Annotated in this window: 23 protein-coding genes; 2 read left to right on the forward strand and 21 right to left on the reverse strand. The window is 44.2% G+C overall.

Features of this window, described 5'->3' with window-relative positions; translation table 11 throughout:
- Nucleotides 1-68 precede the first annotated feature (68 nt).
- The 8 genes from aguA to dnaG form a co-directional block, all read right to left on the reverse strand.
- On the reverse strand, nucleotides 69-1,166 hold the full coding sequence (gene aguA / locus PW252_RS07115) for an agmatine deiminase (RefSeq protein WP_248048913.1): 1,098 nt from the start codon (nucleotides 1,164-1,166) through the stop codon (nucleotides 69-71).
- Nucleotides 1,163-2,290: a carboxynorspermidine decarboxylase gene (nspC, locus tag PW252_RS07120; protein WP_248048915.1), complete on the reverse strand. Its 1,128-nt coding sequence runs from the start codon at nucleotides 2,288-2,290 to the stop codon at nucleotides 1,163-1,165. Before nspC ends, aguA begins: the two co-directional genes overlap by 4 nt.
- The gene (locus tag PW252_RS07125; protein WP_248048918.1) at nucleotides 2,291-3,550 is read right to left on the reverse strand and encodes a saccharopine dehydrogenase family protein; all 1,260 of its coding nucleotides are present in this window, start codon (nucleotides 3,548-3,550) and stop codon (nucleotides 2,291-2,293) included.
- The gene (gene speE, locus PW252_RS07130; protein ID WP_248048919.1) at nucleotides 3,550-4,407 is read right to left on the reverse strand and encodes a polyamine aminopropyltransferase; all 858 of its coding nucleotides are present in this window, start codon (nucleotides 4,405-4,407) and stop codon (nucleotides 3,550-3,552) included. Before speE ends, PW252_RS07125 begins: the two co-directional genes overlap by 1 nt.
- 2 nt (nucleotides 4,408-4,409) lie before the next feature.
- Nucleotides 4,410-5,858, reverse strand: a complete 1,449-nt coding sequence (locus tag PW252_RS07135) for an aminotransferase class I/II-fold pyridoxal phosphate-dependent enzyme (RefSeq protein WP_248048921.1) — start codon at nucleotides 5,856-5,858, stop codon at nucleotides 4,410-4,412.
- A gap of 518 nt (nucleotides 5,859-6,376) precedes the next feature.
- The gene (locus PW252_RS07140; protein ID WP_105113909.1) at nucleotides 6,377-6,700 is read right to left on the reverse strand and encodes a metal-sulfur cluster assembly factor; all 324 of its coding nucleotides are present in this window, start codon (nucleotides 6,698-6,700) and stop codon (nucleotides 6,377-6,379) included.
- Nucleotides 6,701-7,417: 717 nt separating this feature from the next.
- Nucleotides 7,418-8,536 (reverse strand): RNA polymerase sigma factor RpoD, encoded by a 1,119-nt coding sequence (gene rpoD / locus PW252_RS07145; RefSeq protein WP_105124944.1) that lies wholly within the window; start codon nucleotides 8,534-8,536, stop codon nucleotides 7,418-7,420.
- A gap of 2 nt (nucleotides 8,537-8,538) precedes the next feature.
- On the reverse strand, nucleotides 8,539-10,326 hold the full coding sequence (gene dnaG / locus PW252_RS07150) for a DNA primase (protein ID WP_248048924.1): 1,788 nt from the start codon (nucleotides 10,324-10,326) through the stop codon (nucleotides 8,539-8,541).
- Nucleotides 10,327-10,508: 182 nt separating this feature from the next.
- On the opposite strand from dnaG, the gene mscL reads away from it, so the two are divergent.
- Entirely contained in the window at nucleotides 10,509-10,868 is a 360-nt protein-coding gene (gene mscL, locus PW252_RS07155; RefSeq protein WP_105108426.1) for a large conductance mechanosensitive channel protein MscL, read from the forward strand.
- Between the two features lie 87 nt (nucleotides 10,869-10,955).
- On the opposite strand, the gene galE is transcribed toward mscL, so the two are convergent.
- The 7 genes from galE to hemW all read right to left on the reverse strand — a co-directional run bounded on the left by galE (nucleotide 10,956) and on the right by hemW (nucleotide 16,210).
- Nucleotides 10,956-11,969 (reverse strand): UDP-glucose 4-epimerase GalE, encoded by a 1,014-nt coding sequence (gene galE, locus PW252_RS07160; protein ID WP_248048929.1) that lies wholly within the window; start codon nucleotides 11,967-11,969, stop codon nucleotides 10,956-10,958.
- A 100-nt stretch (nucleotides 11,970-12,069) separates the two neighbouring features.
- Nucleotides 12,070-12,246, reverse strand: a complete 177-nt coding sequence (gene rpsU / locus PW252_RS07165) for a 30S ribosomal protein S21 (RefSeq protein WP_000048054.1) — start codon at nucleotides 12,244-12,246, stop codon at nucleotides 12,070-12,072.
- An 83-nt stretch (nucleotides 12,247-12,329) separates the two neighbouring features.
- Nucleotides 12,330-12,944, reverse strand: a complete 615-nt coding sequence (locus PW252_RS07170) for a TIGR01906 family membrane protein (RefSeq protein ID WP_248048933.1) — start codon at nucleotides 12,942-12,944, stop codon at nucleotides 12,330-12,332.
- A complete protein-coding gene (locus PW252_RS07175) occupies nucleotides 12,934-13,707 on the reverse strand; it encodes a TIGR01457 family HAD-type hydrolase (protein WP_248048936.1) in 774 nt (257 codons plus the stop codon). Before PW252_RS07175 ends, PW252_RS07170 begins: the two co-directional genes overlap by 11 nt.
- A 9-nt stretch (nucleotides 13,708-13,716) precedes the next feature.
- Nucleotides 13,717-14,334, reverse strand: a complete 618-nt coding sequence (locus PW252_RS07180; protein ID WP_248048939.1) for an NUDIX hydrolase N-terminal domain-containing protein — start codon at nucleotides 14,332-14,334, stop codon at nucleotides 13,717-13,719.
- Nucleotides 14,321-15,061, reverse strand: a complete 741-nt coding sequence (locus tag PW252_RS07185) for an acyl-ACP thioesterase domain-containing protein (RefSeq protein WP_248048942.1) — start codon at nucleotides 15,059-15,061, stop codon at nucleotides 14,321-14,323. Before PW252_RS07185 ends, PW252_RS07180 begins: the two co-directional genes overlap by 14 nt.
- A gap of 12 nt (nucleotides 15,062-15,073) precedes the next feature.
- Nucleotides 15,074-16,210 carry a radical SAM family heme chaperone HemW gene (gene hemW, locus PW252_RS07190; RefSeq protein WP_248048945.1) on the reverse strand — a complete coding sequence of 379 codons (1,137 nt, stop codon included), beginning with the start codon at nucleotides 16,208-16,210 and terminating at the stop codon, nucleotides 15,074-15,076.
- A 93-nt stretch (nucleotides 16,211-16,303) separates the two neighbouring features.
- On the opposite strand from hemW, the gene PW252_RS07195 reads away from it, so the two are divergent.
- Entirely contained in the window at nucleotides 16,304-16,882 is a 579-nt protein-coding gene (locus tag PW252_RS07195; RefSeq protein WP_248048948.1) for a VanZ family protein, read from the forward strand.
- Nucleotides 16,883-17,016: 134 nt separating this feature from the next.
- On the opposite strand, the gene PW252_RS07200 is transcribed toward PW252_RS07195, so the two are convergent.
- From PW252_RS07200 to PW252_RS07225, 6 genes are all read right to left on the reverse strand, one after another.
- Nucleotides 17,017-19,284: a glycogen/starch/alpha-glucan phosphorylase gene (locus PW252_RS07200; RefSeq protein ID WP_248048950.1), complete on the reverse strand. Its 2,268-nt coding sequence runs from the start codon at nucleotides 19,282-19,284 to the stop codon at nucleotides 17,017-17,019.
- A 182-nt stretch (nucleotides 19,285-19,466) separates the two neighbouring features.
- Entirely contained in the window at nucleotides 19,467-19,694 is a 228-nt protein-coding gene (locus tag PW252_RS07205; protein ID WP_161941378.1) for an HIRAN domain-containing protein, read from the reverse strand.
- A 189-nt stretch (nucleotides 19,695-19,883) separates the two neighbouring features.
- Nucleotides 19,884-20,597 carry a purine-nucleoside phosphorylase gene (gene deoD, locus PW252_RS07210; RefSeq protein WP_248048953.1) on the reverse strand — a complete coding sequence of 238 codons (714 nt, stop codon included), beginning with the start codon at nucleotides 20,595-20,597 and terminating at the stop codon, nucleotides 19,884-19,886.
- A gap of 32 nt (nucleotides 20,598-20,629) precedes the next feature.
- Complete coding sequence (locus PW252_RS07215) at nucleotides 20,630-21,439, reverse strand: purine-nucleoside phosphorylase (protein ID WP_172049669.1); 810 nt, start codon at nucleotides 21,437-21,439, stop codon at nucleotides 20,630-20,632.
- A gap of 11 nt (nucleotides 21,440-21,450) precedes the next feature.
- Nucleotides 21,451-21,807 carry an arsenate reductase family protein gene (locus PW252_RS07220; RefSeq protein ID WP_248048955.1) on the reverse strand — a complete coding sequence of 119 codons (357 nt, stop codon included), beginning with the start codon at nucleotides 21,805-21,807 and terminating at the stop codon, nucleotides 21,451-21,453.
- Nucleotides 21,807-23,018 carry a phosphopentomutase gene (locus PW252_RS07225; protein ID WP_248048957.1) on the reverse strand — a complete coding sequence of 404 codons (1,212 nt, stop codon included), beginning with the start codon at nucleotides 23,016-23,018 and terminating at the stop codon, nucleotides 21,807-21,809. The genes PW252_RS07220 and PW252_RS07225 overlap by 1 nt, the downstream gene beginning before the upstream one ends.
- Nucleotides 23,019-23,060 lie beyond the last annotated feature (42 nt).

A 23,060-nucleotide genomic window follows, 5' to 3' on the forward strand; every position in this document is an offset into this window, starting at 1 on the left:
TCTGAGACAAGGAAGGCCGGAGCCGGCTATACTGGAGTATGCCAATCCGGCTTGACGCTGTATCAGAGTCATTTAGCCCCATAAAGGGGAATCTGCTGGGTGATGCAATGGATATTCCCACCCCCAAGCAAGATATCACGGGCTGGTATGCCGACGACTTTTCTGGTAGGAAAAAGCTGTGCTAGGAGATGCAGTGCCTGCGCATCATTCTCATCAGCAAACTGAGGTACCAGAACCGCACCGTTGCTGACGTAGTAATTTACATAGGAAGCCGCCAAGCGTTCGCCTGCAGTTCGTTCTTCTTCCCCTTCTTCATAGACATAGCCTGGCAAATCCTCTTCTGTTACTAGAATAGGATGTTTTGGAATAGGCAGTTTATGGACGGTCAACTTTCTGCCCTTGGCATCCACTTGCCTTTCCAAGTAGTCCAAATCAGCCTTGGACATGGCATATTGGGGATCTGCCTCATCATCCGTCCAGGCTAAAACGATTTCAGCTGGACCAACAAAGGCCGCAACATTGTCCACATGCTCATTGGTTTCATCATTGTAGATACCATGAGGCAGCCAGAGAACCTTTTCAGCTCCGAGAGTATCTAGAAGCACTTGCTCAATCTGGTCCTTGGTCAAATGGGGATTGCGGCCTGGGCTGAGTAAACAGGATTCGGTCACCATGATGGTTCCCTCACCATCGCTATGAATAGCTCCGCCTTCTAGGACAAAGGGATGGACATCATGGACTGGCAGACCGATGGTCTGACTAAATCGACTAGCCACCTGATCATCTGCCTCATAATCCTGATAAAGACCATCATAGCTTCCGCCCCAAGCGTTAAAGGCCCAATCGACAGACAAAGCTCTGCCATTTTCATGAACCAAGACCGTCGGACCTGTATCACGCGCCCAAGCGTCGTTTGTGGGGATGTCCAGGTAGGCAATGCCAGCCCCCAGCATGGATTGGGCCTCCTCACGATGTGCCTCATCGACCAAGAGATAGACCTGCTCGCTTTCAGCAATGGTTTTAATGACCTGGCTGAAGGCTTTTTTTGCCCCCTGACCATCAAAGGGCCAGGAGCCCGGACGGGTCGGCCAAACCATGAGGGTGCCATGATGGGGCTCATACTCAGCTGGCATGCGGTAACCCGCTGCTTTCGGACTTTCTATCATGATAACCTCCCCTTGAAATCTTCATAGCCAAATTCTTTGATAATACGGCAGTCGCCAGCCTTGTCCATGATGGCTAGGCTAGGTAACCCAATGCCGTTAAAGGTATTGTTTTTAACAAAAGAATAGATTGCCATGTCTTCAAAATAGAGCTTGTCACCAATCTCCACAGGTTTTTCAAAGGAATAATCGCCGATGATGTCCCCCGTCAGACAGGTATTGGAAGACAGTCTGTATGTATAGACTTTTTCACCTGCCTCAAAGCCATGGCGAAGCGGTGGGCGATAGGGCATTTCCAAGACATCCGGCATATGGCAGGTAGCCGAAGCGTCTAACACTAGCGTTTCAATACCATTTTCGACAATGTCTAACACTTCTGTCACCAAATAGCCTGCATTGAGAGCAATGGCTTCACCAGGCTCGATATAGACTTCTAGCTCATAGGTCGTTTGCATTCGTCGAATACAATCTATCAGGACATCCAGTTTGTAGCCCTCACGGGTCACGTGGTGGCCTCCCCCCATATTGAGCCATTTGACACGGTGGAGATAAGGGCCAAATTTAGCCTCAACAGCATCTAAGGTCGTTTTCAAATCATCTGAATTTTGCTCGCAGAGAGTGTGGAAATGCAGGCCATCCACCAAGTCCAGCAGGTCTTCTGAAAACTGGTCAATGCGAACACCAAAACGAGAGCCTGTTGCACAAGGGTCGTAAAGGGCATGTTCGTCTTGAGTGGAACATTCTGGATTGATCCGCAGGCCGACACTGACTCCTGCTGCTCTGCATTTGTCCGCATGCTTGCGGAGTTGGCGTTCCGAATTAAAGACGACGTGGTCTGCAATCTCTAAAATCTCCTCCAAATCCGCATCCTTAAAGGCGGGGGCAAAGACATGGACTTCACCACCAAATTCCTCACGACCGAGCCTAGCTTCAAAAAGTCCAGATGCAGTGGTTCCAGCTAAGTACTGACTGACTAGCGGATAGGTGGCGTACATGGAGAAGGCTTTTTGAGCCAAAAGTACCTTACAGCCAGTTCGATCTTGAACAGACTTGAGAATTTCTAAATTGTTGACCAGCTTGGCTTCGTCAATGACATAGGCTGGCGTTGGGACTTGATCAATTCTCATCTAGTCCACCAAAACAGGATTTTCTACTACCTGCCAAGGCAGACCATATTGGTTGAGCAATTCCATAAATGGATCTGGATCTAGTTCTTCCAAATTGTAAACCCCTGGTTTCTTCCAAGTCCCGTCCATGACAAGCTTGGTTCCAATCATAGCTGGCACGCCAGTTGTGTAGGAAATAGCCTGTGAACCAACTTCCTTGTAACATTCCTGGTGGTCACAAACATTGTAGATGTAAATAGTCTTCTCTACACCATCCTTGATGCCTGTGAAAATACAGCCGATGTTGGTTTTCCCAACAGTACGAGGACCTAGGCTAGCTGGGTCTGGTAATAATGCTTTGAGGAATTGGATAGGCACTACTTCTTGTCCATTAAAGTTGATTGGATCCGTACGCAAGAGACCAACATTTTCCAAGCATTTCATGTGAGTCAAGTAGTTTTGACCGAAAGTCATAAAGAAACGAATGCGTTTGACACCTGGAATATTCTTAGCTAGCGATTCGATTTCTTCGTGGTGGAGGAGGTACATATCCTTCTGCCCCACTTCTGGGAAGTCATATTCTCGCTTGATAGACATGGCTTCCACTTCCACCCATTTGCCATTTTCCCAGTAGGAACCTGGGGCAGAAACCTCACGCAGGTTGATTTCTGGGTTGAAGTTGGTCGCAAATGGATAGCCGTGGTCTCCACCGTTACAATCTAGGATGTCGATATAGTGGATTTCATCGAAATAATGTTTCAATGCGTAGGCTGAGAATACGCTGGTCACCCCTGGATCAAAACCGGATCCCAATAGTGCTGTCAGCCCTGCTTTTTCAAAACGCTCCTTATAAGCCCACTGCCATGAGTAGTCAAAGTAGGCTGTGAAGCCTTCTTCTGCACAGCGTTTTTCGTAGATAGCCCGCCATTCTGGGTCTTCGGTGTCCTCACACTCGTAGTTGGCGGTGTCGATGTAGTCCACACCTGTCGCCAAGCAGGCATCCATGATGGTCAAGTCTTGGTAAGGTAGGGCCACGTTCAAGACAGCTTTTGGCTGGTAGCTTTCAATCAAGGCAATCACTTCTTCCACCTTGTCTGCATCCACTTGGGCAGTTTCAATTTTTACGGACGTTTTTTCTTCCAAAACAGCCTTCAAATCATCACACTTGGACTTGGTACGGCTGGCAATCATGACTTCCTTGAAGGTATCTTCTGCCTGACAAACCTTGCTGATGGCAACTTGGGCAACTCCGCCACAACCAATCACTAACAAACGACTCATTATTTTTTCTCCTCTTCTTCTAAAATGTCTTCCACGTATCGAGGCAAGAGAAATGCTCCGATGTGGAGGTTAGCGGTATAGTATTCTGTAAAAAGCTGGCGCGCTTTCCATTTTTCCTTGTCAAAATCTTCTATAGGATGGTATTTTTTAGAGGCAAAGCCAAATAACCAATAACCCGCCGCAGATGTCGGAATATGGGCCTGATAGACACGACTAATAGGGAAGGATTGGGTCGCCTTGCGATGCATGGAACGAAAGGCGGACTCATCTTCGTCATAGAATGGCGAACCATGTTGGTAAACCATGATGCCATTTTCCTTCAAAGCCCGGTAGGCATTGCCGTAAAATTCCTTGGTAAAGAGCCCTTCCGTATGCCCAAATGGATCAGTCGCATCATTGATGATGATGTCATATTCGTTTTCACAGTTGCGCAAGAAACGCAGACCATCCTGTAAATAGACCTCGACCCGCTCATCTTCTAAGCCAGTTGCATAGTCTGGGAAATATTCCCGACAGACCTCAACCAAGAGTTCATCTGGCTCTACAACGTCAATACGTTCGATTTCAGGATACATACTGAGAACTTGGGCAACACCACCATCTCCCCCACCCAGAATCAAGATTTTCTTGGGATTGGGATGGACGGCCATGGGCACATGGACGGCCATTTCGTTGTAAACAAAATCATCTGCGTCTGAAAAGAGAACCCGACCATTAAGGGTCAAAATCTTTCCAAAGGCTGGTGAATCCAGTACAGCAATGTCCTGAAATTCACTCTTGCCAGCGTAGAGCTGCTGGCTGGTCCGAATGGATAACTTGACATCTGGTGTTTGGACTTCTGAAAACCACATTTCCATGACTAGCCCTCCTTAATGACATTGATGAAGTTGACATCTGGATCTTCTGTCCCTTGAACAGAACAACCACGCTCCTTGGCAAAGATGATGTAGTCAACAATTTCTTGGGTCACTCGTTCACCTGGAGCTAAAAGCGGAATACCAGGCGGGTAGCACATGACAAATTCCCCACAGACCTGACCAACTGCTTCTTGCAGGGAACGGCTTTCCCGCTCTGCATAAAAAGCCTGCTGCGGTGACAATACCAGCTGCGGCTGGATGTATTCTCCCGAAATCAAATCCGAACCATCTCGTGAGTAAAGACGCTTGATGTCAGCCAGTGCCCCCACCAGCCGCTCGATGTCCTGCAGGCGGTCACCGATGGAAATATAGGCCAAGATATTGCCAATGTCGCCAAATTCAATCTGGATGTCATACTCATCCCGCAACAAATCATAGACTTCAATCCCTGTCAGACCAATGCCCTGCGTATAGATGGAGAGCTTGGTCACATCAAAATCATGCACCGTTTTGCCATCGATCAATTCTTTTGAATAGGCATAGTAGCCACCGATGGCATTGATTTCACGGCGAGCATATTCAGACATTTCAATGACTTTTTCAAAAGATTCTTTGCCACGAAGGGCCAGATTTCTCCGTGAAATATCCAGACTAGCCAGCAAGAGATAGGAAGCGGATGTCGACTGGGTCAGATTGATAATCTGGCGGACATACTCCACATTCATATCTGGACCGACCAAGAGGAGCGAGCTCTGGGTCAGGCTGCCGCCTGATTTGTGCATGGAAACAGCTGCCATATCAGCTCCCACATCCATAGCTGCCTCTGGCAATTGGTCCGAAAAATGCAAATGAGCACCGTGGGCCTCATCTACCAAAACTTTCATGCCCGCTGCATGAGCTTTCTCAGTCAAGGTACGCAGGTCTGAGCAGATACCATAGTAGGTCGGATTGTTGATCAAGACAGCAACCGCATCAGGATGCTCAGAAATCGCCCGTTCAAAAGCTTCATTTTCCAATGCAAGAGCAATACCAATCCGTGGCTCCACGCTCATATCCACATAGACAGGGATGGCTCCGCATAGGACCAAAGCATTGAGGGCAGACTTGTGGACATTGCGAGGTAAAATGATTTTATCACCCGCCTTACAGGTCGCCAAAATCATGGTCTGGACAGAAGAGGTTGTCCCTCCAACCATGAGAAAGGCATGGCTGGCACCAAAGGCTTCTGCCGCCAATTCCTCGGCTTCTCGGATAATGGACACAGGATGCCCTAAGTTATCCAAGGGTTTCATGGAATTGACATCAATCCCCACGCATTTTTCGCCAAGTAGTTCTACTAATTCAGGATTTCCCCGACCCCGTTTGTGTCCAGGCACATCAAAGGGAACAATCCGTTTTCGGCGTAACTGTACCAATCCCTGATAAATAGGGGCTTGGTGTTGATTTTTCATATCGAAAAACTCCTTTGCTTGATGGACTCCTACCCTTTTTAACAAAGCAAAAAGAGCAGGGTTCATCCTGCTCTACAATCCAAATTGACGTTTTTTATTCTTCTCTTGAGTTTATGTGCCTACCGTTTCCTACTCTCCAGTGCAAATATATACGTACTTTATTGACCGTTTCACAAGATGACGTGTGCTTTCACCACACTGACAAAATTAGAAATTAGGAAAAACTTCCCAACATCAACTTATAAAATGTAGGCTTTTAACCCTATCAATAATGTGGCTTACGCCACGCTTCGGCATTCGACCCGCCTGTCCGTAGGCTTTGGTTATGATAAATAGCAGAGCTACCCATCCCATATAGGTCTGATATTTGCTAGAATAGGTATAATAACTTTTCCTAGGCACGTTTATTCTAACACGAATATTCCTGTTTGACAAGTGGAAAATTGATATTTTTTCAACAAAATCATGAACAATTCTAAAAAAATGACTTCGAATATTCGAAATCATCTTTTTTGAAACTATTTAATTCCTAAAGCAATTCGAGCGTAACGGCTCATTTTTTGAACTGTCCAGGCCGGTGACCAAACCAAGCGAACATCTACTTCCGTTACCTCTGGAACATCTTTTAAGACATCATGAATTTGATCGGTAATCAAGTCAGCCAAGGGACAGCCCATGGTTGTCAGAGTCATATCAATCTCTGCCTTACCTTCGATAAAACGAATTTCATAAATGAGCCCCAAATTGATAATATCAATCCCTAGCTCAGGGTCAATCACATCCTCAAGAGCATGAAAAATACGCTCTTGAATTTCTTTTACCTGTTCTTCTGTATACGTCATTTTTCTCTCTTTCTTTTCACTATTGCATTGTCATCTAAAGGAACAAAAATTTCATCCAAATAAGCCATGAACTATTGAAGGTTGGAAATGAAACAAACCAAGTTTGTGTCAAAACCTCCCCCGAACTCTCGCTTGTTTCAAATTTTTAGCAAGCGACCTGATAAGTGCCACCGGACTTTGTCCGCTTTCGGATTTCTAGGCGGACATTGAGAAAGCCTATCCGTAGGCTTATGCCTCGCTTTCCTATTTCTAGGCTCGGGTTAAAACACCACGGGGTTAGCCTGCTCTCTTATTTTCAAGCAGGCTTCAACAGTTCGGGGGACTGTTGAAGGTGGGAAATAAAACAAACGAAGTTTGTGTCAAAACCTCCCCATACCTTCGCTCGTTTCCTATTTTCAGCGAGCTTCAACAGTCTGGGAGACTGTTGAAGGTGGGAAATAGGACTGACGGAAGTCAGTAACCTTTTAGTCCACTAGACGTTGTCCGCTTTCGGATTTCTAGGCGGACGTTGAGAAAGCCTATCCGTAGGCTTATGCCTCGCTTTCCTATTTCTAGGCTCGGGTTAAAACACCACGGGGTTAGCCTGCGTTCTCAATTCTTAGCAGGTATTGAGTACGCTCGTTTCTTATTTTCAGCGAGCGGTTAAAATAGCCCACTGGGCGTTACGCTCCCTTTCTAATTTCAAGGGGAGCGGTTAAAAACCTCCCCCGGAGGTTTTTAATCCTCTATAAAATCTCTGAGTGGTTTGCTGCGGGATGGGTGGCGAAGTTTGCGAAGGGCTTTGGCTTCGATCTGGCGGATACGTTCACGAGTTACGTTGAAGACTTTACCTACATCTTCAAGAGTTCGCATTTTTCCGTCGTCCAAGCCAAAACGGAGGCGGAGAACATTCTCTTCACGATCAGTCAATGTATCCAAAACTTCATCCAATTGCTCACGAAGGACAACACGAGTGGTATAGTCAACTGGGTTCTCAATTACTTCATCTTCAATGAAATCTCCCAAATGGCTATCATCTTCTTCACCGATTGGGGTTTCCAAAGACACGGGCTCTTGGGCAATCTTAAGGATTTCACGGACTTTTTCAGGTGTCATATCCATACGCTCAGCGATTTGTTCTGGCGTTGGATCCTGTCCTAACTCTTGCAAGAGATTGCGTTGTTCACGAACCAATTTATTGATGGTTTCTACCATATGAACTGGGATACGGATAGTACGAGCCTGATCTGCAATAGCACGGGTAATGGCCTGACGAATCCACCAAGTCGCATAAGTTGAAAATTTGAAACCTTTTGAGTAGTCAAACTTGTCAACAGCCTTCATCAAGCCCATGTTTCCTTCTTGGATAAGATCAAGGAACTGCATACCACGTCCCACATAGCGTTTAGCAATAGAAACAACCAAACGCAAGTTAGCTTCAGCCAAACGTTGTTTGGCTTCAGGATCGCCAGCTTCAACTGCCAAGGCTAATTCTTGCTCTTCTTCATTGGTCAAAAGCGGAACAACTCCGATTTCTTTCAAGTACATGCGGACAGGGTCATTAACCTTTGCGGACGTGCTACCTAGCAATTCTTCATCAGATAATTCCGGTTCTTCTTCAACTTGCAACGCACGCGCAGATGGGTTACCTTCCTTATCCACAATCGAAATTCCTGCATCCTGAATTCGTTGAAGCAAGTCATCAATCCCATCAGCATCAAGTGTAAACGGAATAACCAGCTGGTCATTGATTTCATCATCGGTTGCCGAACCTTGTTTCTTGTGATTACGAATAAATTCAGCAACTTGCACATCAAAGGTCGTTACTTCTGTCTTTTTATCTTTTTTGTTTGTCATATTTACTCCATTTGTTTTCTTTTCTCGAGCAATTTTTGTAACTCATCGAGGGCAATATCCGCATTTCCTACATGGGAATGTTCACGGATTTTCCGTGTTAGGTGTTGATTTTCCTTTCGTAACAATTCCTTGTCACGGCGAAATTCTAATTCTTCAATTTCATTTTGCGCCACTTCCTTTGGCAGACGCTCTTCCAAAATCCGATACCAGGCTTGTTGGACGGTATCATCTAACTGGGATAAGCCGAAACTACTAATCTCACCTTGATTTTTCAGTAATTCATACAATACCTGCAATTCCGGTGTCGCAAAATAAAAATCTTCTCGCAAACGAAATTCATTTAAAATATAAGGGTACTCGACCATACGGTAAAGCAGGTGATTTTCAGTTCGGATAAGACCTGTCAGCCGGGAAATAGCCTGAACAGGCGGTGCATAGACCTGCTCCTTCTGTTGATGATAGGCTTGCTGACTTCGTTCCTGTCGCTGATGTAAGCGAACAGCATTCACAGCCTGCTCCACCTGACCATAGTCAAAATCGGATAGGACTTCCGCAACCTTGTAAATATAAGAATTTTGCGCTGTAATCGACGAAACCCTTGCGATAATCGGAGCAATCCTATCCACAAATTCTATCTGCATTTGTAGATTATCTGGGTTTTCTGGCTTCAGATAGTGGATTAAAAATTCCACATCACTAATGCGGGATTTTGTCAAAACCTCTCGCAAGGCTTCTTCAGAATTTCTTTGTAAAAATTCATCAGGGTCCATATTGTCAGGCAGACTGACAATATCCACCTGAAAATCTCCTAATTCGTCCAAAGCCTTCATGGTAGCTGCCTGTCCGGCCCTGTCACCATCGTAGGTCAGAACGATCTTCTTGCAAAACTTGGCCAGATGACCAACGTGCTCTCTAGTCAGAGCAGTTCCCATAGAAGCAACCGCATTTTCAATACCAGCACGGTGGGCCGCAATAACATCCAGAAACCCCTCCATCAGATAGACTTCCCGCTGTTTCTTGATGACCGCCTTGGCCTTATCCAAATGATATAGTTCGTAACTTTTATTGAAAATAGCTGTGCTACGAGAATTCTTATACTTGGCTAATTGCTTGTTCTGCAGGTCTTTTTCTGTCCAAATCCGACCTGAAAAGGCAATCACTCGACCATATTCATCGGTTAGCGGAAACATGATCCGCCCTTGAAAAGCATCGAAAATCATATTCTGCTCACTGGGATTGAAAAGACCCGAATGAAGCAGGCTTTCTTCATCGTAGTTCTGGGAAAGTTTCTGATAAAGAATATTTTGCCCATCAGGTGCTAAACCTAGTTGAAAATTCTTAATAACTTCATCCGTTAAACCACGCTGATGGAGATATTTTCTAGCTTCCTCGCCCATCTTTGTCGTCATCAACAAGGCATGGTAAAACTTTGTCGCATCTTGATGGATATCATAAAGAGCTTGATGTGGATTTTCCTTCTTAGGCTGAAAATGATTGGTGGATACTTCTACCTGAAACCCAGCTTTTTCTGCCAAAATGGCTACCGCGTCAGTGAAAGAAACACCACGGGTTTCCTCTATAAATTTAAAAACATCTCCAGACTTACCACAACCAAAACAATGATAGAACTGTTTATCCTCAATGACATTAAAGGAAGGAGTTTTTTCTCCATGAAAGGGACAAAGACCAAGAAAATTGCGTCCAGCCTTGGTCAAAGCAACTGTTTCACCAATCACATCCACGATATTGAGGGCTTGTTTGATTTCTGTTATTTTATCTTTTGACAGCATATATCCTCCTCAACATCCTATTTGCTAATTGAAAAGTGGACACTCTTCCCTTAGTTTAACATATTCTATTTTATACCAAAACTTGAAAAATGTAAAATTTCTGAAACAAATTGCTTGTAAAATATTTTTTTATGGTTATAATAGATAGAGTAAAATTTTTTATGAAAGGACATATTTAGGATATGTTGAAAGATTTAAAAGCGTTTTTGTTCCAAGGTAATGTTATTGACCTTGCAGTTGCAGTAATTTTTGGTGCTGCCTTCAAAGCCATCATCGATTCATTCGTTGCTGACTTGATTACACCATTGTTGCTTACACCAGCTTTGAAAGCTGCTGGCGCAGATAAAATTGCTGACTTGAGCTGGAATGGTGTTACTTATGGTAACTTCCTGAGCGCTGTTATCAACTTCTTGATCATCGGTACTGTTTTGTTCTTCATCGTTAAGGCTGCTGAAAAAGCAATGCCTAAGAAAGAAGCAGCTCCTGCTGGTCCAACTCAAGAAGAATTGCTTGCAGAAATCCGCGACTTGTTGAAAAAATAATCAATAAGATAGTGAAACAGGCCCTGTGCCTGTTTTTCTTTTGCACTATGACAAAAAGAAGATGTGAGCCACTACTCACATCTTTTCTTATCCTTCATATCCATTTGGATTTTTAGACTGCCAGTTCCACGTATCACGACACATGTCTTCAATTGTTTTTTCTGTTTTCCAGTTGAGTTCTGCCAAAGCTTTATCGGCGTTAGCATAGCAGGTCGCTACATCACCCGGACGACGGTCAACGATTTTATAAGGTACCGGTACACCATTCACTTTTTCAAAAGCCTGAACCAGTTCTAAAACACTGGTTCCTTGACCGGAACCAAGGTTATAGGTATGGACACCTGCTGTCGTTGAGATTTTTTCCAGCGCCTTGATGTGACCAAGAGCCAAGTCAATGACGTGGATATAGTCACGAACACCTGTTCCATCCACTGTATCATAGTCATTACCAAAGACGCTGAGTTCTGGACGTTTGCCAACAGCAACTTGAGCCACAAACGGCATAAGGTTGTTTGGAATACCAGCTGGATCTTCACCGATTAGACCTGATTCATGGGCACCGATTGGGTTGAAATAACGGAGAAGAGCAATGCTCCATTCCTTGTCTGCCACTTCTACATCACGCAGGATTTGTTCCAACATGACTTTTGTATAACCATAAGGGTTAGTTGCGCTGGTTGGCATGGTTTCAACTAAAGGCGATGGGTTGTTAAGGCCATAAACCGTTGCGCTGGATGAGAAGACAATCTTCTTGACACCAAACTCTGCCATAACTTCCACCAAAGCCAAAGTGGACATGATATTATTTTCATAATACATGACTGGTTTTTCAACAGATTCACCAACCGCCTTGTAGCCAGCAAAGTGAATAGCTGATTCAATATTTTCTTTTTCAAAAACCTCACGAAGAGCAGCCTTATCTGCTACATCCAATTCATAGAAAGTTGGACGTTTGCCAGTGATGGTTTCGATGCGATCCAAAACCAAAATACTTGAGTTGGAGAGATTATCTACGATGACAACGTCTTTTCCCAACTTCAACAACTCCACAACGGTGTGACTACCAATATAGCCAGCTCCACCTGTAACCAAGATACTCATATATACTCCTTTTCACTTGGACAATATTTTATATACTTATTATAAGTTAGACAGGCTGAAAAGTAAACAAAAAAACAGCCCTCAGGCTGTTCAAATTCAATTAGAATTTTTTACGCTTGCGAGCTGCTTCTGATTTACGTTTACGTTTTACAGATGGTTTCTCGTAGAATTCGCGTTTGCGTGTTTCTTGAAGAGTACCAGCTTTAGTAACCGCACGTTTGAAACGACGAAGAGCATCATCAAGTGATTCGTTCTTGCGTACTACTGTTTTTGACATTATTTTCACTCCCCTCAATTTCAAAGTCTTACTTATTTTACTGTAAATTCACCACATTGTCAAGAGGTTTTTCTTGGCTAATGTTATTTTTTAACCATCCTAAGCCACAGCAAAGAGAGCACTTCATATAGGATGAAAAAGAGAATAAAGCAATGAAGGAAAAATTCCTGTGGAAGTATATAAATAACCGGATCTTTCAGCGGGTCAAAGAGCCAGGTCGAATCACCAGGAAAGAGCAGATGATGGAAGAGGACAAAAAAGCTATCAAAACCAATCAGCATGCCCATCACTGCAATCATCACTGGAGCAAGAGCCATCCACATAAAAACAGTTCGATAGAGTTTTCCATATCCTTTTCGCACCACTTCTTTCCAAAAATAGAATACCGCAGGCAAACTAATCAGGAAAATAACCTGTGCCAGATGAAAGAGACCTTTCACATCCGCAAAATGTTTCAGACCATCAGCTGAAGAGGAAAAATTGGGCATGTCTAAAACACTTGCAAATGGATTGATCAGATAGTTCATCAAGATATTAAAATTATAGGAAATATCTGATGACTTCATGTAAACAACTTTTTCCAACCCCAAAAAAGAAATCTCAAGCGGATAAACTAGCCAAGCTAGATAGATGGTTCCTAGAACTGCTGCCGACAAGACAAATAAAATCGTTCCGATAATCTGTAACTTAGTTCTCATCAAAACTCCATTCATCTAGGCTGTTGAGGACATGGGTCGGAGCAAGGGGTAAGTCTGCTACTTCTTCTGGTTTAGTGAAGCCAGTCAAGACCAATAAGGTTGGGAAACCATTGTCAATCCCTGCACGAATATCCGTCAGGTAGTTATCCCCCACCATAACTGTTTGACTGCGTTCTGTTCCTAAAATCTCCAGAGCCTTGTCCATGATAATGGCTTCAGGCTTGCCAATAAAGATCGGCTCAACACGGGTAGCAGCTTTCAAGAGTGCAATCAATGAACCAGCACCCGGCAAGTGACCACGCTCCGTCGGAATGTTGAGGTCAGGATTAGTACCAATAAAAGTCGCCCCCTTTTGAATAGCCAAGGTGGCAATAGTCAGTTTTTCATAGGTCAACTGAGTATCCAAACCGACAACAACATAGGCTGGATTTTCCGTATCTTCCACATAACCAGCCTCAAAAATGGCAGACTTGAGCCCGTCTTCTCCAATGACATAGACTGTCTTTTCCTTGCCCAAGTCATTCATGTAGTCCACAGTAGCCAGACTAGCTGTATAGATGGTTTCAAGCGGTGTTTCGATATTAAAATTCTCCGCCAACATAGTCTGCACCATCTCAGGACGACGGGTGGTATTGTTGGTCACAAAGAGATAGGGAATGTTGCGCTCCTGCAAGCCATGAATAAACCGTTCACCAGCTGGAATTCGTTTCTTCCCTTCATAAATGGTACCATCTAAATCAATCAAATAGCCTTGATAGGTCATACTTTCTCCTTAATCAAATCGTGTTTCCCAGTGCTCAGACCGACTGGCTTCCAAGCAAAGTGCTAACTGCTCAGCTGTATTTTTCCCAAGCGAGAGCGGCGGTAAATCGTCTAAGCTGAAAAAGCCACTGGCGACTGTTTCCGAATTGGGCTGAAACTTCCCGCCAAGGAGACGACATAGAATGAAGACCTTGATCACACGGTGGGCAGACTTGGCAGGATTGTTCTTGTGCTTGTCCAAAATCGCCACCACACGTTGAGCCTCCACATCCAGCCCCGCTTCTTCCTTTACTTCCTTGACTACATTGTCCTTGACAGACTGGTCCACATCGCACCAACCACCTGGTAAGGACCAGAACCCATCGTTTTCCTGGACCAGTAGGATTTTATCCTCTTGGAAAATGGCTGCGCGGGTATCCAGCTTGGGTGTCTGATAGCCTGTTTCATTGCAAAACAAGTCTTTCACCACTTCCAAGGGCTGCCCAGACGGTTCTACTAACATCTCTGCCGCAATCTGTCTGATTTCTTCGAAACGCTCCATGTCATAAACATCTTTTCCATAGGCCAAGCCTGTCTGAGCCAAGGCTTGTAAACGTACGGCCCATTCCAACCACTTATCCTGCGACATGACTTTCCCTCCATTCGATGACAGCTTGCGCATGGATATGCCCATCTACCACAATCTCATGCTGGCTGATGCCATCTACTGCCACCATGCGTGAACTTACCAAGCTAGTTGCCTCTACTTCTTTGAGATACTTGAGTTGGATTTTTTTAGGGACATGGCAGAGCAGAAAATCATAGCCCAGTGCTTCATACATCCATTCCAGATACTTGCTATTATTGACATGACCATTCATATCCAAATCAAAATAGCGAACAGGAAATTCTTGAACAGATGGATTTTCCAAGAGCTGATACTTAGGTGCCCGAGGCAATTTCTTAACCTGCTCAGACTGATAAGGAGCAATCAAGACTTCTGGAACAGGAGCAACCTTGCGACTCTCAAAATCAATCAAGACAAAATAACAGAGAATATCTAGCAAGAGATTACCAGCTTCATCATAGATATAAAACATCCGATGACAGAAAAACTTGTTGTAGGCAACCGCTTCTGTTTTAATCGTGATGGTTTCATTGTACTTGGGTAGGGCTTGAATAGTCAGTTCATAGTCTGTCACCACCCAAATCAAGCCAAATTCCTGAAAAACATAGAGGTCACTGCGCCCTAGTTCCTCTGACTGTCGGCCAGAAAGCCCCAGACAATAGGAAATCAAGTCAGGCAGTTTGATTTCTTGTTTAACATCCACCATATCAAAGGGAATGGTGAAGTCTTCTTGGTAGCTTAGTCCCATTGTGTCCTCTTTCTAATCTTCTATAATGAAACGCTCGGCAACTGTATCGCCAAGAAACAAGCCCTTTTTGGTCATCCGAAGCCAACGGTCTTCTTCTTGCAAGAGGCCTTCATTTTTCAAGTCCCTGACCACCTGACCGTAGCGGTCTTCAAAAGAGATACCAAACTTCTCTTCGAATCGCTCAATGGACACGCCAGTTTTTTTCCGTAGGCCCAAAAACATCTCTTCTTCCATCTGCTCGGTCTGGCTGAGGAATTCTTCGTGCAGGCGAGAATGGCCTTTCTCGCGGATGGACTTGAGGTAGTGCTGAATGGGGCCGCGGTTGCGGTAGCGCATGCCGTCGATGTAGCCAGATGCTCCAGCTCCTAGACCATAGTACTCCGAGTTGTCCCAGTACATGAGGTTGTGGCGACTTTCAAATCCTGGCTTGGTGAAATTGGAGATTTCGTAGTGCTCGAAACCATTTTTCTCCAACTCTTGAAGGATGTAGTCGAACATATCGGACTCCACATCTTCGTTGGGCAGATGGAGATTGCCGCGGCGTTGGCGGTTCATGAAGACCGTGTGGTTCTCCAAAATCAAGCTATAGAGGCTCATGTGGGGAATGTCTAGCTCTAAGGCCTTGGCGACATTGTCCACCACCTGCTCCATGGTCTGACCAGGCAGGGCATAAATCAGATCAATGGAAATATTGTGGAAACCCGCTTCCTTGAGGGCTGCAATGGTTTCATAAATCTGGGTCTGGTTATGGCTGCGACCGATTTTTTTCAGCATACGGTCGTCAAATGTCTGAACACCAAGCGACACTCGATTGCACCTGGATTTTTTCAGAACCGCAATCTTATCCGCCGTCAAGTCACCTGGATTGGCCTCGATAGTGAATTCTTCCAGCTGTGACAAGTCCAACTGGTCCTCCAGATTGACCAAAAGGTAGTCCAGCTGGTCTGCCGAGAGAGCCGATGGTGTTCCGCCTCCGATGTAGAGGGTCTTGAGGGCTGGCAGGTCGTAAAATTTGACCTCTTCCATAAGGGCAGTCAAATACTCATCAACAGGCTGGTTCTTAATAAAGACCTTGGAAAAGTCACAATAGTAACAAATCTGGGTACAAAATGGAATGTGGATATAGGCTGATGTCGGTCGTTTTTTCATACCAACTATTATAGCACACTGTCACTAAAAATATTTTCCTGAGCCTTTGCCTCCCCCCTCAAATAATGATATAATGAAAAAAGGAGGTCCTCTATGAAAAAAGAAGTTATCTATGACTGTATTAACCTGATCCTGTCATTTCTACTTTGCCGCTGGCTCTTTATGACCTTTCTTTTTTACCAGTTCTCGACCATTTTTATGACGGTTGATTTTTGGCCGGCGCTTGCAGCAATCCTGTTAATGACTGGGGTTTGCTTTACCCTATTTCGACTGGTCTATCAGCCGGGCATTTCGCGACTGACACTTTGTTTTTTCTATGGATGCTATGGTTTTCTGCTGCTTTACCTCCTCTTTTTCAAAAGCATGGGTGTCAGAGGTGTCAACTGGGATCTCCTTAGTACCTTCTCTCAAGACCTATTTCTCAATCCTGCTATATTGGTCTTTAACCTCTTACTCTTTTTACCACTTGGGTTACTTTTTTCATTTTCTTGGAAAAAACTTTCTCTCTTTGTAGAGGCCATATTGCTAGTTGAAGCCTGTCAATTCTTCTTTTCATTGGGCTTCTTTGACCTTAGCGATATCTTGCTTAACACCTCTGGCTTTGCCCTCGGAAACCTCTTGGGACAATCCGCAATGGCTCAATATTTTAAAAATAGAATACAGAAAAAATGACCCCGAAAGGTCATTTTTAGTTTATTTATACTCAATGAAAATCAAAAGTAGCCTAGGAAACGAAGCCGACGATAGAACTCAAGTTCATCTAGGCTCTTGACAACGGATAATTTTGATTTTCGAAGAGTATTAGCTTACTTAGCTTCCAAATGCCAAATATCTTCGTTGTACTGTTGAATAGTACGGTCTGATGAGAAGAATCCTGCTTTAGCAATGTTGACGATAACCTTATCCAACCAGCTGTCGCGGTCTTCATAGTCTGCTAACATTCTTTCCTTGGTCGCAATGTAGTCTTCCAAGTCCAGCAAGGTCATGAAGTGGTCATTATGCTTGAGGTTGTCCTGCAAGCGCCAGAGGCGTTCATCAATACCACCAGCATGACGAATGGTATCAGATGTGATGAAGTCGATCAATGGACGGATAGCATCTCGTTCGTAGAATGCATATGGATGGTAAGTTCCATTTGCATAGTGGTCAATAACAGTTTGGCTATCTTGACCGAAAATATAGATATTTTCATCACCGACCAACTCATGAATTTCCACGTTTGCACCGTCGTCTGTACCAATAGTTAAGGCACCGTTGAGCATGAATTTCATATTACCAGTACCTGATGCTTCTTTAGACGCAAGAGAAATCTGTTCTGAAATATCTGCCGCTGGGATGATGAAGCTTGCTTCGGTTACATTGTAGTTTTCAATCATAACCAGCTGCAAGTGTGGTGCCACTTCTGGATCATTTTTAATAACCTGTGACAAGACCAAAATCAAGTGAATGATGTCTTGGGCAGTTGTGTAAGCTGGAGCTGCCTTTCCACCGAAGAAGACAGTCAGTGGACGAGTTGGAATATTGCCAGCCTTGATATCCAGATACTTATGGATCACATAGAGGACATTCATCTGTTGGCGTTTGTATTCGTGCATGCGCTTGATTTGTACATCAAAGATGGACTCTGGATTGACATGTACACCTTGAGTTTTGGCAATATGACGTTGTAGTTTACGCTTGTTGTGCTGCTTGGTTTCTTCCAACCATTTCTTCAACTCTTTGCTGTCTTTGTGGTCCATGAGTTTTTCCAACTCGCTGGCATCATGGTGGTAGCCATGTCCAAGTAGGCCATCAAGATAGTTAGCCAAGCTTGGGTTAGCATGCATGAGCCAACGACGGAAGGTAATACCATTTGTCTTGTTGTTAAACTTCTCTGGGTAAAGCTCGTAGAAGGCTCTCAACTCAGATGTCTTCAAAATCTCAGTATGAAGGGCTGCTACACCGTTGATAGAGTAGCCGTAGTGAATATCCATGTGGGCCATGTGGACACGGCCATGCTCATCGATGATATTAACCGCTGGATCATTTTTCACTTCTTTGGCACGGCGGTCCAACTCCTCGATAAATGGTACTAAGTGAGGCACCACATGGTTCAAGAAGTCAAGTGGCCATTTTTCAAGGGCTTCAGACAAGATTGTATGGTTGGTATAGGCAGTCATTTTCTTAACAATTTCGATTGCCTCATCGAAGGAAATGCCACGAAGTTCCAAAAGACGAATTAATTCTGGAATGACAAGTGATGGGTGGGTATCGTTGATTTGAACCACTGCATAATCAGGTAGGTCATGGAGGTTTGACCCTTTGGCAACAGCTTCGTCAATCAAGAGTTGGGCTGCATTGGATACCATGAAATATTGTTGGAAGATTCGCAGAACTTTACCATCATCTGTTGAATCATCTGGGTAGAGGAAGAGGGTCAAGTTGCGGAAAATATCTTCCTTATCAAACTCGATCCCATCATAGATGATATTGTCATCCACAGAGCCTAAGTCAAACAAGCGTAGACGATTCTTTCGTTCTGTCTTATAGCCAGGTACATCGATATCGTACAACTTAGAAGTCAAAGTAAAGTTTGCAAAAGGTACTTGATAAGAAATTGGTGACTCAGTCAACCAAGAACGTGGCGTAATCCACTCATTTGGCACTGCCGATTGTTGGTGGTATTCAAACAACTGGCGGAAAAGACCAAAGTGATAGTTCAGACCAACACCATCACCATTTAGTCCAAGACTAGCAATGGAATCCAGGAAACAAGCAGCCAAGCGACCCAAACCACCGTTACCAAGAGATGGCTCCATTTCGATATCTTCAATGGCAATCAAGTCCTTACCTGCAGCTGCTAACTGGCTTTTCACCTCATCGTAAACACCTAAGTTAATCAAGTTGTTAGACAAGAGTTTACCAATCAAGAATTCCGCAGAAATGTAGTAGACCTTTTTCTTCTGCTCATTGGTGTATTTTGCTTCACTCTGTTGCTTTGTAAATGCGAGCAAAGCATAATAAAGTTCATGGTCGGAACAGTCCTCGATACGCTTGGCATACATGGATTGGACAAAATTTTGTAAGTTAATCACTGTTTATCTCCTTTTGTATATGTTAATGTAATCATTCAGAAACGTTTCTTATTTTTTTGTAAACGTTTTCTATACGATAATTATACCTTATTTAACGAAAAAAGGCAAGCTATTATACCATCCTGTATATAGTTCGCCTTTTTATTTTATAGCATTCAGAATGGACTGATTAGCCCTGTCCCTTATTTTTTGCGATTATCTTTAAATTTTACAACCACACGAAGTTGACGCTCAGGGTGTTCAGTCAAATCAATCATTTGAACGCGGGCTTCAAGAATGTCACCATGTCCATAGAATAACATACGACTAATCAAGCTATTCTTATGCTTGGGAATGTAGCCTAGCTTTTTCCCTTGATACAGAATGACAACAGCCTCTGAATCATAGGGATTGGTCGGTTCTGCAAGCATTTCTAAGGAAGTTCCCAGCTTCAACTCTTTTAACCATCGCTCCCTTCTCGTTTTCAAGGAGCGAGCTCAGACAGTCCACTGGACTGTCTGACTAGTAAGCAAATCCTGCCAAATGAAAATCTTCAACGTGACGTGTCGGTTCAAAATTTGCAAAAGTCATAAGTAGCCTCCCTAGTAAAACCACTCAGCTTATTCTGCAATCAGAGTTTCCAAGCCGACCTTCATCATGTCTGTGAAGGTGTTTTGACGCTCTTCTGCTGTCGTATCTTCGTCTGGGTTGACCAAGCTATCCGAAATGGTCATAATAGCAAGTGTTTCGACACCGAATTTAGCACCCAGATAGTAAAGAGCTGCCGCTTCCATTTCAACCGCTTTGACACCAATTTGCCCAAGTTCCAAGTTACGACTGAAGAGTTTTGGTGAGTAGAAACTATCTGAAGATAGAACATTGCCTACATGAGTAGTAATATCGAGTTCCTTAGCAATATGATAAGCCTTGTCCAAGAGATTGAAGCTAGCAATCTGTGGCAGGTCATATTCTGGCCAATCAATGTTCATCATTTTAGAGTTGGTTGCTGCTGCCTGAGCCAAGACCAATTCCCGAACATGGACATCCTTGTTAAGCGAACCTGCTGTTCCCACACGGATAAGCTTCTTAACGCCGTAGTCGTTGATAAGCTCATGGGCGTAGATAGAAATGGAAGGCATTCCCATACCCGTTCCCATGACAGATACGCGATGGCCTTTGTAAGTACCAGTATAGCCAAACATATTGCGGACTTCATTGAAGCAAACTGCATCTTCAAGAAAGTTTTCCGCGATAAATTTAGCACGAAGTGGATCACCAGGAAGCAAAATCTTATCGGCAATTTCACCTGGTTTAGCAGAAATATGAATAGACATATATTGTACCTCTTTGTTCTATTTTCAAATGCTTATAACTCAGCCAAGATAGCTTTCACCAAGCCTTTGAAGTTGCCCTTGATTTGCTCGGTTACTTCTACGACTTCCTCGTGGTTGAGTTCTGATTGGAAACCAGCCGCAAAGTTGGTAATGGCAGAAATTCCCAAGACTTTCATACCTGAGTGGGCCGCCACGATAACTTCTGGCACTGTTGACATACCAACTGCGTGGGCACCCATGGTCTTGAAGGCCAAGATTTCAGCAGGAGTTTCATAGGTAGGACCTGTCACACCGAGGTAGACACCATTGTCCAACTTGATGCCCAATTTTTCCGCAACCGCATGGGCTTTTTCACGGTATTCTTTGGTGTAGGCATTTGACATATCTGGGAAACGTGGTCCGAACTCTTCCAAGTTTTCCCCAATCAATGGGTTTTGACCTGTCATGTTGATGTGGTCTGTAATGGCCATGAGGGTACCTGGACCGTAACCGATACCACCTGCGGCATTGGTGACAATCACGCCTTCACAACCAAGAGCTTTCATGACACGAACTGGGAAAGTCACAACTTCCATCGGATTTCCTTCGTAAAAGTGGAAACGACCTTGCAAAGCCAAAACCTTGCGACCAGCCAAATCACCGTAAACCAACTTACCAGCGTGTCCAACAACTGTTGACTTGCCCCAGTTTGGAATATCCGCATAGTCGATAACAATAGCATTTTCAACTTCTTGGGCCAATTCACCCAAGCCAGAACCCAAAATCAAACCGAATTCAGGTTTAATCATTCCTTTTTCTTCTAAGAAATTTTTTGTTTCATAAATTTTTGCAAGTAAACTCATTTTTTCTCCTTTTATAAATAAGTTGACCAGTCATATTCTGGCATGTTTTCTTTGATAATGTCAAGGGGACGGCAGAGAAAGGCTGTCTGTTCTCGCTCGATAATAGGACGGTTGAGCAAGGCAGGTTCTGCAACTAGACGTTGGAAAATGTCTGTTTCAGACAAACCTGCTCGTTCCTCCTCCGTCAACCGAATGACTGCTGAAGGTTGACTTCCCATTTTTTCCAAAAGAACTGTCAATTCCTCCGCTGTCAAGGGATTTTCTAAATAATTAATCCACTTAACATCAAAGCCCTGACTTGGCAGTAAGATTTGTAATTTCTTGCACTTGCTGCAGTTGGGATTGTAATAGACCGTCAGTTGTTCCATTAAACCAATCCGTCCAAGAAACTATCACCAATCATGGCTTTTTCGACACCGAAGTTTTCTGCGATAGTAGCTGAAATATCCGCAAAATGTCCAACTGGCAAAACTCCACTTCCCTTGAATGACTTACTGTAAGCCAAGAGTGGCACATACTCACGGGTATGGTCCGTACCTGCATAGGCTGGGTCATTTCCATGGTCTGCTGTAATCAAGAGCAAATCATCCTCACGCATATTTTCGATAATTTCTGGGATACGGGCATCGAATTCCTGCAAGCAATCACGGTAGCCTTCTATATCACGGCGGTGACCATAAACGGCATCAAAGTCCACCAAGTTGGTGAAGGAGAAACCTTTCTCAAAGTCAGCCAACTGCAAGGTTTCAATCAAGACATCGACACCGTGCATATTTGACTTGGTGTGGCCCATGTCATTTGTGATACCTGATGCGTTGAAAATGTCGCTGATTTTGCCGACAGAATAAGTTGGCACGCCTGCATCTGCTAGCTTGTTGAGAACAGTTGCTTCAAATGGTGACACGGCATAGTCATGACGGTTGGCAGTCCGAGAGAAATTGCCTGGCTCACCGACGTATGGACGGGCGATGATACGACCGAGAAGAGCTGGGCGTTCAAGGGTGATGGAACGAGCGTACTCGCAGATACGGTACAATTCATCAAGCGGAATAATATCTTCATGGGCTGCAATCTGAAGGACAGGGTCTGCGGAAGTATAGACGATTAACTCCCCAGTTTCCATTTGGCGAGGACCAAAGTCATCAATGACAGCTGTACCTGAATAGGGCTTGTTCGCCTCGCGGATGATTTTACGGCCTGAGAATTCTTCGATTTTTGTCAAAATTTCCTCAGGGAAACCGTCCCAGAAAGTATCGAATGGCTCAGTAATGTTAAGGCCCATGATTTCCCAGTGTCCAGTCATAGTATCTTTTCCAAGCGATACTTCTTCTAACTTAGTCACATAGCCAGTGGGACTTTCCTCAGCAGGAACCGTGGCAAGGGCTGTGTCACGAGGGATATTTCCAAGACCGATTTTAGCCATATTAGGCACTGCTAACCCTGCCTTCTCAGAGATATGACCTAGTGTATCAGACTCCGTGTCGTTGACACCAGCATTGAAAAACTTGTCTGCATCTGGTGCCGCACCGATTCCAACAGAATCCATAACCACCAGATGAATACGTTTAAATTTAGACATAAGAACTCCTTTTTCTAAGAACTTGTATTGATAAGCGAGGTG

The sequence above is a fragment of the Streptococcus sp. 29887 genome, from assembly GCF_032595075.1.
Taxonomy (GTDB): Bacteria; Bacillota; Bacilli; order Lactobacillales; family Streptococcaceae; genus Streptococcus; species Streptococcus iners.